The sequence below is a fragment of the Aquiflexum sp. genome (genome assembly GCF_041749095.1).
Classification (GTDB): Bacteria; Bacteroidota; Bacteroidia; order Cytophagales; family Cyclobacteriaceae; genus Aquiflexum.
Map to the genome: position 1 here is coordinate 1 of NZ_JBGTCA010000068.1, position 12,357 is coordinate 12,357.

A 12,357-nucleotide genomic window follows, 5' to 3' on the forward strand; every position below is an offset into this window, starting at 1 on the left:
CAGATAAAAAATCCTTGACCCAAGCCCCTGCACTGATGATGGCCCTTCCTGCCTCAAATTGTCCTTGATTGGTGTTGATTTTGACTCCCCCACCTTCCAACGGTCTGATTCCAAGTACCTTGGTGTGGGTTTTGATCACTGCTTGGTTTTTCTCTGCTAATTGGAGTTGTGTGGTAATTGCCAGTTCGGGTTTAAGAAATCCGGCGCTCGGTTCATAATAGGCCATTCCCGATTCCTCCAAATTGAATTCTGAGAACCGTTTCTTTAATTCATGACTATCAAAAACCTCAAAGGGAATGTCTCCTTCTTTTGCAAACTGAGCCGTTCTTTTGAAAAATCCTTCAGACCCGTGCTTTGACCAACTTTTTCCACCTGAATCAAAAAGTAGCCCTCCGGTAGTTGTCATAATTTTTTGCCCGGTCAAGGCTTCAATTTCATCCCAAATTTCATGAGAGCGCTTTACAATGGGGACAAAATCCATTCCTTCACCCACTGCCAACCTTGTAATCCGTGTTTCACCGTGGGAAGATCCCATGGTATGTGGAGGAGAAAACTGGTCAATTCCCAGAACCCTCTTTTCAGTTTTACTTAACTGCCAAAGCGTGGAAGATCCCAAAGCACCTAGTCCGATAACCGCTACATCGAAAGAATTATTGTTCATTCTTTTCTATTATCTTATCGATTTCATCCTATTTTTTCATGAAACTTATTCCAACATCGGTCATCGGTCATCCAACATCGGTCAACCTCTAACTTCTCGTCTCTCGGTTCTCGCATCTCGCCTCTATTTATCAAACAACGGAGGCCTCTTTTTCTGCCAATCGATATAATCCTGATATGCCCTTCCCAACATGATGAGTTTTTCCTCGTCAAAAAGATTTGCCAGGAAGGTGATAGAAGTCGGGCTTCCATTCTCTGTAAATCCATTTGGAAGGCACAAAGCCGGATGCCCGGTAAGGTTGGTGATAAGCAACTGATTTCCTCCGAAAGATGGACTTATGATCACATCAAAATTCAAAAAAAGTGAATGTATTTCTTCTATAAGGATTGACCTGTGCCTATTGGCCTGAATATACTCTACCGCTGGGATAAACCTCGCAGATCTAAAGATATTGGGCCATGCATTCTTATGCTGCGCAACCAAAAGATCATCACTATTTGATCTGGTCAAATCATCAAAAGCCGCAGCAGCTTCAGCGACCAAAATAAACCGAATGTTGCCAGGCGACATTGAGGTTTTTAATTCCAAAGGATTCAAAGTAAGACCTAGATTTTTCAGGTCGTCCAAGACCTTTCGGTCATTTTCCATTCCATCCCCATCAAACAAATCGGGGAAGTATCCTATTTTCAGGTCTTTTAACTGTTTGGATGCATCATAATTAAAAGCAGCAGCAATGGTACTTTTGTCATTCACATCCAAGCCATTGATCACCGAAAGCACAATTCCATTGTCCAGGGCAGATCTGGAAATCGGGCCTATTTTATCCATGCTCCAACTCAAAGCCATAGCACCATGGCGGCTGACTCTTCCAAAAGTTGGCCTCAATCCTGTCACTCCATTTCTGGTGGAAGGGGAGACGATGCTTCCCAATGTTTCTGTTCCAATGGCAAATGGTACCAAACCGGCACTGACCGCCGAGGCTGAACCGGCCGAAGATCCACTGGAACCTTGTTTCAAATTCCAAGGATTTTTGGTCACTCCACCGTACCAAACATCCCCCATGGCCAAGGCCCCAAGCGTAAATTTTCCCACCAAAACGGCTCCGGCACCTTGCAGTTTTTCTACTATTGTTGCTGTTTCATTGATGACCTGATCTTTGTATGGCATGGCACCCCAAGTTGTCTTCGTGCCTTTTACGGCCAACAAATCTTTGATGCCATAAGGTATTCCGTGCAATGGTCCTCTATATTTTCCCTGAGCAATTTCTACATCCATGGCTTTTGCGGTAGCTATAGCTTCATCTTCCAGAAGGGTTATCAAACATTGCAGGGTATCTGAGTAATTCCTAATCCTGTCAAGATAGATTCTAGTCAACTTTTCAGAACTGATTTTTTTGTTTTTGATCAAAACCGAAAGATCAGAAACGGGAAGAAAGGCAATGTCAACATCCTTGGTTGGTAATTCAACCTGTTTGGGTAGGCCCCAAACATACTGTGTTTGAACCTGATTAGGTACAAAGCCATGGGGTAGCGGATTAAAGTAAAGGGCAGGTGCGGTGGCATTATCAAGTTTTTGCTCCCTCATCTGCTCAAAACTGTTTCGTTGGTTGGTCAGGTTTTGGATCATGCTGTCTTTTTCAGCAGGACTGAATTCCAATCCGAACAGGGTTTCTGCTCCGGAGATCATCGCAGGACTTATTTCCCCCGCTTTTTTCCCTGCTATAAAACCTATAAATAAGAGGCCGCAACCAAGGACAAATAATCCAAGCTTTGACTTGTTTTTAGATGGCATCATGTAGTTTTGTGTTAGGATTGAAAACCAATCTGAAATGGATAAGTTAATTTTCCTGAATATAAAGAAATAACATGATGGACAAAAACAGCATTATGCCAAGTTTCCCCATGCCAATGCGTGGCCTTCTTTTGCTTACAGGAATGTACACCTTTGCCTGGTCTGCTTTTTTTAGGTATTTCGGGGGAGACTTATTGAGGTGGCTTTCCATGAATCCTACCGAAATCCCCGAAATCAGTGGAAGGGTTTTCGGTACGATAGGTATGCTGTTTGGTTTTTTGATTTTTCTAAGTGCCTTTTATCCTATCAGTTTGCATTATCTAATTATTATAGGAATCGCAGGAAAACTGTTATTGGCAGCTTGGTTCATCTTTTCCTTTATTCCGGAATTGGGTTGGAATAAACGTTCTATTTTTCACTTGTTGTTCAATGAATTGCTTTGGTTGTTCCTGTTATCAATAATAGTGATAAGGGCTATCAAAGTGAAAAAATATTTAAAGAGAAACCCTGAAGTTTGATAGTACCTGTTTCAATTACTCATTCATCGCTTTTCCCTTACCAGCCTAAAGCCCACATCATATCCATTTCCCGGACCGGCACCATGAAATAAATAGGTTGCATTCGTAACATCTGAGGTGATGCTTCCTCCTTTCAATACATGTACTTCCCCTTTAGAAGGAGGAATCGGGTCAGCGAATACATCATTATTGTAATAGTCTTCTACCCATTCCCATACATTACCCAGCATATCATACAATCCCCAAGGATTCGGTTTTTTTGAACCAACGGGCTTTGTAGTCCCTTTATCGGTTTGTTGAATCCAGGCCTGGTTCCGGGTTTCTGACCAAGAAAGTAAATTTTTATTTCCAGCCCTTGCAGCATATTCCCATTCGAATTCTGTTGGCAAGCGATAATGGTAAGTATTATCCATGGCATTCAGTTTTGCCAAAAAATCCTGGACCATCTCCCAAGTGACATTTTCAACCGGGTGTAAATCTGCTTTAGCACCTACTTTTTCCTCATTAAAAATGGATGGATTGCTACCCATTATTTCCATCCATTGTCCCTGTGTCACTTCAAATATTCCTATAAAATACGGCTGATCTATATTTACCCAAAAACCTGGTCTGGAATCCTTTTCTGCCATTTCTTCGCAAAGTTTGAAATCCTCTTCTGTCCATTTGATTTCATCCGGAACATCTCTGGTATCAGGATAGCTTGGGCATTCAATTTCAATTTTCCCAACAAGCATTTTGCCTGGTTCTACCTTTATAAATTCCATATCTAAGCTATTCGATTCTTTAATCTGCTGGGCAAAAAGTGACCATGAAGCTACCAATATCATAAGCAATAATAGAATTAAGTTTTTCATTTTAAAATTCAGGTTTAAGTTCCTTGATCATAATATTCTTAAATTGATGGGAAGCATCAGGCCGCCAAGAGAAATCACAACAACTTCCACCCGGGACAGGTTGCAATGTGGCACTCCAATGTAACTGAAAAGCAATCATCCCCTCAGTTGCATCTCCAATCAAATCATTCCTCATCCCCTCTGCATCCCACATATGATTTCCATTTATCCACAAAGAAACTTTTGGTATTTCCCCGGTTATCCGGATCCGGAAGCTATTCCAATCTCCAATTTTCCAAACCTCTTCTATTTGATCAATTCTGGCATTGACAGTGGTTCTTAACATTTCTCCAAAAAGATTACCAGTTCCCTTTTCCCCATCTCCGGCCAATTCCAATTGATAGGCTGAACCACTTTCACTTGACCTGAGAAAAATACCGCCATTGGTACTTGGGCAGCCTTTAAATTCTAGGGTCAATTCAAAATCCTGATATTTTTTGTCTGTTAGGATGATTCCACCCTGTCCATAAGGATATTGTTTCATGACAATTGCCCCATTTTCCACATAAAAATTTCCTATCGTTCCATGATGGTTGGTTTTGCTGATGTGCCAGCCGTTCAGATCATTTCCATTGAAAATGGAAACAAATTCCGTTTGTGTATAACCCTCTTGTGCACAATTTAGGTGGCTTATCAAAACAAGAAATAATCCTACCACTCTTCTCCCAAAAAATGAGAAGGAGTAATGGTCGTTTCTTTTAAATGATCGAAGTGAACTCGCCATCAGTATTTCTATTTTATAAACTCGATTCCTGTCATCATAATCAAGGCATTACTTTCATTTGCCTGCAAATTCTTTACCACGATATATAAATCAACTATCCCATTTGATTTAGAAACGTCAAAGATTGCCGGGGAACCCATGGATTCTCCGAAGAAGGGACCTTTATCTCCTATTGGAGCAGATGGAATGATATAGGGCTCTCCAATTACTTGTCCATCAGGACTGCCCGATCTGAGCTCGATGGTTGCGCCAACAAAATGGGACCAATGCCAAAAGCGATTAGGTGCACCGATTTTTACCAGATTGATTCCCTTGAGGTCTATCCCTCTAAATCCGATATGTCCACCTTTTCCTGTGAAAATAAAACCCGGATCATTGGTGGAAGGGGTATATGAAATGCCTTCATCTGAGAAGAAATCTGCATCCTCGGGAGCTAAAACAGGATATCTTAGCAAAAAATAATCCTTGCCCATCAGGTCCAGACCATCCTTCTCAGGTGAACCTTTGTCAGTATAACTTGCCATAAAAACATAAGAACCCATTTCCAAAGGAGTTCGGAAGTAGGTGTCCAATCTACTGCCTCTTCCCCTTTTGTTAAAGGCTATTGTCTGGTAATGGCCTATGGTTCCTAGGTTGTTGCTTGTCCCATCTTCAGAATTTATTTTTAGAATATAATCAACTATTTGAGAGATTTCAGGAGGACTCAACATGGGTTGGGGAGGCATAGACATATCGCCCCATTTCCCGGAACCACCCTCAGCAATACTTTTAGAAAGTAGTTCAAAGGCTTTCGGATCTTCCTTATACCTTTTGGTGATATCCTGAAATGACGGACCAACCAATTTTCTTTCCTCTAGGTGGCAGGAAAGGCAATTGCTCTTTTGCACCAATGCTTTGGCATTGAGGTGTCTTAACTTGGTATCCGTATTCAGTTTCCCCTCTTTGTTCAGCAAATCCAATTGGGGATATCCCATACCGGAAGGAATATATTGAGCATTGACAACCACATCTTCTTTTCTGATGTTTCCATCACTCAAATTCCCATCTTCCCTATCTTCAACAGAAACTTCATATTTTATCACTGCATCCGGGAAGTAAAAACTTTGGTTCCCTTCTAAAATTTTGAATTTAACCTGAGGCTGAGTGTTTCCGGCTATGATTTGAAGGGAATCCTTGGAAGACAATCTACCGGGATCGGATACCTCAAGTTGTACCAAATATTTTCCGGCTTCTTTTAGATGTAAAGTAGGATTGGTTACTGTGAAGGTTTCTTTATAGGTTCCATCAATTTCAACAATAGTCCATTTATAAGTCAATGGGTCTCCGTCCAAATCCATACTACCTTCTGAAGAAAGCCATAACTCCAAAGGCACCTTACCATCCAATGCAGAAGAATTTGCTCTTGCAATAGGTGCTCTATTACCTGCATTATATTCTATTCTGGAGATTTTCCCCTGTCCACCTATTCCATATTCTACCATATACAAATCTCCATTTGGACTAAAATCCATATCCAAAGGCTGGCTGTGGGTCAACTGTCCTGCTGGAAGAAATCTTTCTAGCGAGAGTACCTTAGAGCGCTTTTCATCCATTTTCACCACCATAATCCAATTGCGGACATAATCAGTGATAAACCATTTTCCCTCGAAATAGTCCGGAAAAACCCTTTCGGCATTTTCCTTAAAACCTTTCTTTCTAAAAATCGGGCCTCCTACTGCCGAGCGGGCGGCGCTGCCCAATATGGGCCACTCCTCCGAAACTTGATAAGGATATGCGATGAGTGCTTCCCGTGCAGGTGGGAGAATCTTAAGTCCTGTATTGTTGGGAGAATCATTGTAGCTGGAGTCGGGTTTATAGGGTTCGCCATATTCACGGGTAGAATAATCATAACTATTGTAAGCCCTGTTGTAACCAATAAAATATGGCCAACCAAAATTGCCCGCAGTTTTGGCGACATTGAATTCATCATAACCCATAGGACCAAATTCTCCAGAGTCCACTCCTGCATCCGGTCCAACTTCTCCCCAGTGGAGGTATTGAGTTTTAGAGTCAATGGACAATCTCCATGGATTTCTGTTGCCCATAACATAAATTTCAGGCAAAGTATTGGGGGTACCTTCTCCAAACAAGTTTCCTTCAGGGATGCTGTAAGTTCCGTCCGCATGAGGTCTTATCCTAATGATTGTACCCCTCAAATCATTGGTATTTCCGGCCGTTCTTGCTTCATCTTCTCCTCTTCCACCCTCATTTTTAAAAGGAAGCGGTGAATATTGGGTGGGATGTGAATCTGCACCTATACTGAGATATAAGCTCCCTTCTTCATCCCAAGTCATCCCTCCTCCAAAATGCTGTCCGTCCGGCTGTTCCCATGGAACAGATAGGATGATTTTTTCATTGGCGATGTCCAGCTTGTTATCTTTATTCAATTCAAATCGGGCTAAGCGTAAGGCGTTACCTTGGTCTGCTGCCGCCGAATAAAAAAGAAATATTTGGCGGCTACTTTCAAAATCCCTATCCAACAAAATCCCTATCAAACCCGGTGCGGTTTCTTTAGTCAGGTCCAATGTACCCAGCATTTCAACCTCTCCGGTTTTTTCATTGAATCGCTTGACGTTTCCAATCCGCTCAATCCAATACACATACCCATCCCGGTCAAATTCTAATTGAAGGGGTTCTTCCAAACCTTCAATAAGTACTTTTTGGGTAAACCTGCTGTCATCAGGCTGTATGGATTCCTTTTTGGTGGGGGTTTCTTTACATGCTGTTCCCAATCCCAAAAAAAGTAAGGCAATCACCTCCACCTTGAAGTTTGAACAAAATTGAAACGCTGATATTTTCGGGAAGAAAATCATGGATGGTTTTTTTGGGAATTTCCAATGGTATTTAAAGATGGAAATTGTCTTCTTAAAAGAGAAGGGATTATTGATAGTTGGCAATTTTCAGGATTCTGACACAAATAAAAAAATTAAGGAGTATTGTCTTTTTCTAGGAAAAAACAATACTCCTTATCTTAAAAACCCATTGAGAAAAAACGAAAATCCTTTCAGGTCTCGGGCTTTAGAAAACTTACAATAGAATAAAGATGATAATCAAATCACCGATAGGAATATAAAAACCACCTCCCCCTCCGGCTTTTGCCTCTTTTTTTGATTTTTATTTTAAACTACCTGTCATATCTTCAGGTTTCACCCATTCATCAAATTGTTCATTGGTCAGTAAGTTCAAAGCTAATGCAGCCTCTCTGAGGCTAGTGCCCTCTTTATGGGCCTTTTTGGCTATAGCGGCGGCATTTTCATATCCGATATGGGTATTCAAGGCTGTTACCAACATTAGAGAGTTTTCCAAGTGTCTCTTGATAAAAGGTCTGTTAGGTTCGATTCCCACAGCACAATTGTCATTGAAAGAAACACAGGCATCTCCGATTAACCTCGCTGATTGGAGGAAATTGGCTACCATCATCGGTTTGAAGACATTCAGCTCGAAATGGCCGTTTGATCCACCAATAGAAATCGCGACATCGTTGCCCATTATTTGCGCAGCTACCATGGTGATGGCTTCTACTTGGGTGGGGTTTACTTTTCCCGGCATGATTGAAGAACCGGGTTCGTTTTCAGGAATCAATATTTCTCCGATACCTGACCTAGGTCCTGATGACAGCATCCGTATGTCATTTGCGATTTTCATTAGGCTTACGGCCAATTGTTTCAAGGCACCATGGGTTTCTACAATAGCATCATGCGCAGCCAAAGCTTCAAACTTATTGGGTGCCGTCACCATAGGCTGGCCAGAGAATTCTGCAATTTTTTTTGCCACTAACTCTGAATAACCTTTGGGTGTATTTAGACCGGTACCCACAGCAGTACCTCCCAAAGCCAGTTCAGAAAGATGGGACAAAGTATTTTTCAGAGCCCTCAATCCATGGTCAAGTTGTGAAACATACCCTGAAAACTCCTGTCCCAAGGTCAACGGTGTCGCATCCATGAAGTGCGTCCTTCCGATCTTGACTACATCCATATAGGATTCGGATTTTTCTTTCAAGGTATCCCTTAATTTCTCTACGCCTGGAATAGTTGCCTCCATTACCATTTTGTAGGCTGCAATATGCATTGCCGTCGGGAAGGTGTCATTGGAGGATTGGCTTTTGTTGACATCATCGTTTGGGTGGATTTTTTTCTTTTCATCCTCTAGTGAACCTCCCAAAAGTACATGTGCCCTATAGGCAATTACTTCGTTGGAGTTCATATTGGATTGGGTTCCCGAACCAGTCTGCCAGATTACCAAGGGGAATTGGTCATCGTGCTGCCCGGTTAGTATTTCATCACAGACTTTTGCAATGATATCAGCTTTGTCCTGAGTCAAAACACCCAACTCAGCATTGGTCAAGGCTGCGGACTTTTTTAGGATGGCGAATGCCCTGATGATTTCAATGGGCATGCGGTTACGCTCGCCTCCGATTTTGAAGTTATTGATGGACCGCTGAGTCTGTGCTCCCCAGTATTTGTCTGCAGGAACTTCCACGGATCCCATGGTATCTTTTTCTTTTCTGAAGTTCATAGGTTTCGATTATTGGTTACTTTGTGAGTATGCTAAATTAGTACCTATGGTGGATAATACCCAAGCAAAGGATTAATTATTAAATTTGCACTTTGGGTTACCAAATCCAATCGTTTCAAAATCTCTTTTTTGTTGAGTGTTGATACCAGCACTTCGCTATGATTTGGGAAAAATGGCATATTTTGCTAGCCCTATTGGGTTGTTATTGTTATTTCATTGACATAAATATTACCTTAACAAATATGACATCCAAAATCATCTCTGAAAGAATGACGTTCCAAATTCCGGGAGAAACTGAAAAAGTGTTGGAAAGAATCTGGACTATTGGGGGTGATTCCGGTTGGTATTATGGCACTGATCTTTGGAAATTCAGGGGTTGGCTGGATAAAATAACAGGTGGAATAGGATTTAGAAAAGGTAGAAGAGATTCGGTTGAGCTCATCGAAGGTGATCAGATTGATTTTTGGAGGGTAGAAACTGCCGATAAAGAAAATAGATTTCTAAAGTTAAAAGCAGAAATGAGCTTACCGGGAATTGTTTTTCTACAGTGGGTAATCAGACAGAATGAATTAATCCAAACTATTGATTTTATTCCGAATGGTTGGAAAGGAAAAGCCTATTGGATTTTAGTCAGGCCTTTTCATTTCTGGATTTTTTACAACATGGGCAGAAGGTTGGTCCAATAAACCTACTTGACCGCAATACATGATATCTCCACATTGACATCTTTGGGCAGTCGGCTAACTTCGACAGTTTCCCTTGCAGGAGGATTGGTTTTGAAATATTGTCCGTAGGCCTCATTGATGGTACCGAACTGTCCCATGTCTTTGATGAAAATCGTACACTTCACCACTTCTGAAAATTCATAACCTGCTGCCCTCAATACCGCTTCCAGGTTTTTCATTACCGCATGTGTTTCTTCTATGATATTTTCATTGATCAATTCTCCGGTTTCTGCATCCAGGGGAATCTGACCGGAAACATATAGCGTATTTCCTGCTTTTACGGCTTGGGAGTATGGACCAATAGGTGCAGGCGCTTCTTTTGAAAAGATGATTTCTTTGGACATGATTTTTGATTTTTGTGCAAATTAATTATTTGAGCTACAACCGCACAGGTCAAAAGAATTTTTTTACTGTGTTAAAGATATTATGTTTGATATGCTGTCTTGATTACAATGAACATCCCGTCGGTTTGTTGGTTTGGTTAGATAAAGAGATAATGATTTTAGAATTGGAAAATGGAAAAAACAGCTTTTAAATATACAGAGGAATTTGCCAAAGAAATGGATCAAAAAGATCCCTTAAAATCTTTTCGAGATAAGTTTTTATTACCACAAGTCTACGGAAAGCAAGCCATCTATTTCTGTGGTAATTCTCTGGGTCTTCAACCCAAGTTTGCTCAGACATATATCCAAAAAGAACTCGACAACTGGGCGAATTTGGCGGTTGATGGTCATTTTTTAGGTGAAGATGCCTGGTTCCATATCCGTAAAAAATCAAAACCCGCATTGGCTGCTATTGTTGGTGCCCATGAACACGAAGTGGTGGCGATGAATAACCTGAGCTCCAATCTCCATTTTTTGATGGTCTCATTTTACCAACCTTCCAAAGAAAGATTCAAAATCATCACAGAAGGAGGAGCCTTTCCTTCGGACATGTACATGTTGGAAACCCAAGTCAAATTCCATGGATTTGATCCAGATGAGGCCATCATTGAAATCCAGCCAAGACCGGGAGAACATACCCTTCGGACTGAAGATATTCTAAATACCATTCAAGAAAACAAAGACCAATTGGCTTTGGTGATGATGGCAGGCCTTCAATATTATACAGGTCAGGTATTTGATATGGACGCCATTACAAAAGCAGGACATGAAGCCGGTGCCAAGGTCGGATTTGACCTGGCGCATGCTGCGGGGAATGTTCCGTTAAAGCTTCATGACTGGGGAGTGGATTTTGCAACTTGGTGCAGTTACAAATACATGAACTCGGGACCTGGCAATATATCCGGAGTTTTTGTTCATGAAAATCATGCAGAAAGACCTGATCTACCAAGATTTGCAGGATGGTGGGGTCATGATGAAGGGGAGAGATTCAAAATGGAAAAAGGCTTCAAGCCTATGTTTGGGGCAGATGGATGGCAATTGGCCAACTCTAATGTATTGGCTTTGGCAGCACATCAAGCATCATTGGATATTTTTGAAGAAGCCGGCATCCATAACCTCCGTGCTAAAAGTGAACTTTTAACAGGTTACCTGGAGTTCCTGATTGGGCAAATCAGTGGAGATAGCGGTGTTTTGGAAATAATTACACCTAAAAATAAACAAGAAAGAGGTTGTCAGTTATCTTTGTTGGTTCATAAGGGAGGAAAAGCAGTATTTTACGCCCTATATGAAGAAAGTATTGTTGGTGATTGGCGTCATCCAAATGTAATCAGAGTAGCTCCAACCCCCTTGTACAACAGCTACTTGGATGTTTATCAATTTGCCCGCATTCTGGAACAATCCTTACAGAAATTCGCTTAAGAGTAAGGAGTACTATCTCTCAAGCCATGAAAAAAAATGAAATCAGTGTACTTGGTGCCGGTCTTATCGGAACCTTGTTGAGCATATTTTTAAAAAAAAGAGGCCTGGATGTCAATCTTTATGAAAAAAGGGCAGACAACAGGAAAGGAGATTATTTAGAAGAAGGTCGTTCGATCAACATGGCCCTTAGTGACCGAGGTTGGAGGGCATTGGAGAAAGCAGGTCTAAGAGAAAAAGTTCTTCCCTTAACCATTCCTATGTATGGAAGAAAAATCCATGATGAACATGGCAAAACTACCTTTATTTCTTATGGCAATGAAGAACAGGCTATATATTCCATATCCCGGGGAAAATTCAATCAGTTGTTGGTAGATGAAGCGGAGTCATTGGGCGTAAAGCTGAATTTTGAATATAGATGTGAAGAGGTCGATCTTAGACACAACCATCTTACTTTTACAACACCTGATGGTGAAACCGAAAAGTTGGAATCCAAAGTAGTCATAGGATCAGACGGTGCATATTCATCCTTAAGGAATGCCATGCTGAAGCAGGTCAGGTTCAATTACAGGCAGGAATATATTTCGCATGGATACAAAGAACTGACCATCCCGGCTACTTCTGAGGGTGAGTTTGCAATGGATCCCAATGCACTTCATATTTGGCCAAGAGGCAGCTTTATGTTGATTGCA

11 protein-coding genes are annotated in these 12,357 nt (G+C 41.3%); 4 read left to right on the forward strand and 7 right to left on the reverse strand.

Annotation, left to right across the window (positions count from 1 at the left end):
• Both ACEW8O_RS04240 and ACEW8O_RS04245 read right to left on the reverse strand, forming a co-directional pair.
• The coding region (locus ACEW8O_RS04240; protein WP_373493379.1) for an FAD-dependent oxidoreductase at positions 1-661 on the reverse strand (661 nt) is incomplete at its 3' end.
• 123 nt (positions 662-784) lie between these two features.
• Positions 785-2,455, reverse strand: a complete 1,671-nt coding sequence (locus tag ACEW8O_RS04245) for an amidase (RefSeq protein WP_373493380.1) — start codon at positions 2,453-2,455, stop codon at positions 785-787.
• 74 nt (positions 2,456-2,529) lie between these two features.
• Between ACEW8O_RS04245 and ACEW8O_RS04250 the strand changes: the two genes are divergently transcribed.
• Positions 2,530-2,970 (forward strand): hypothetical protein, encoded by a 441-nt coding sequence (locus ACEW8O_RS04250; RefSeq protein WP_373493381.1) that lies wholly within the window; start codon positions 2,530-2,532, stop codon positions 2,968-2,970.
• A gap of 23 nt (positions 2,971-2,993) precedes the next feature.
• Here the strand turns inward: ACEW8O_RS04250 and ACEW8O_RS04255 are convergent, their stop codons facing one another.
• The 4 genes from ACEW8O_RS04255 to fumC form a co-directional block, all read right to left on the reverse strand.
• Positions 2,994-3,824: a formylglycine-generating enzyme family protein gene (locus tag ACEW8O_RS04255; RefSeq protein ID WP_373493382.1), complete on the reverse strand. Its 831-nt coding sequence runs from the start codon at positions 3,822-3,824 to the stop codon at positions 2,994-2,996.
• Between the two features lies 1 nt (position 3,825).
• Positions 3,826-4,587 (reverse strand): DUF1080 domain-containing protein, encoded by a 762-nt coding sequence (locus ACEW8O_RS04260; protein ID WP_373493383.1) that lies wholly within the window; start codon positions 4,585-4,587, stop codon positions 3,826-3,828.
• 8 nt (positions 4,588-4,595) lie between these two features.
• A complete protein-coding gene (locus tag ACEW8O_RS04265; protein WP_373493384.1) occupies positions 4,596-7,382 on the reverse strand; it encodes a PQQ-dependent sugar dehydrogenase in 2,787 nt (928 codons plus the stop codon).
• A gap of 358 nt (positions 7,383-7,740) precedes the next feature.
• Positions 7,741-9,141, reverse strand: coding sequence for a class II fumarate hydratase (gene fumC / locus ACEW8O_RS04270; protein WP_373493385.1), 1,401 nt, complete (start codon positions 9,139-9,141; stop codon positions 7,741-7,743).
• A 242-nt stretch (positions 9,142-9,383) separates the two neighbouring features.
• On the opposite strand from fumC, the gene ACEW8O_RS04275 reads away from it, so the two are divergent.
• Entirely contained in the window at positions 9,384-9,827 is a 444-nt protein-coding gene (locus ACEW8O_RS04275; protein WP_373493386.1) for a DUF2867 domain-containing protein, read from the forward strand.
• 2 nt (positions 9,828-9,829) lie between these two features.
• Here ACEW8O_RS04275 and ACEW8O_RS04280 read toward each other — a convergent pair whose 3' ends face one another.
• Positions 9,830-10,210 (reverse strand): RidA family protein, encoded by a 381-nt coding sequence (locus tag ACEW8O_RS04280; RefSeq protein WP_373493387.1) that lies wholly within the window; start codon positions 10,208-10,210, stop codon positions 9,830-9,832.
• A 171-nt stretch (positions 10,211-10,381) separates the two neighbouring features.
• Between ACEW8O_RS04280 and kynU the strand changes: the two genes are divergently transcribed.
• Positions 10,382-11,668 carry a kynureninase gene (gene kynU / locus ACEW8O_RS04285; protein WP_373493388.1) on the forward strand — a complete coding sequence of 429 codons (1,287 nt, stop codon included), beginning with the start codon at positions 10,382-10,384 and terminating at the stop codon, positions 11,666-11,668.
• A gap of 26 nt (positions 11,669-11,694) precedes the next feature.
• On the forward strand, positions 11,695-12,357 hold a 663-nt coding region (locus ACEW8O_RS04290), incomplete at its 3' end, for an FAD-dependent oxidoreductase (protein WP_373493389.1).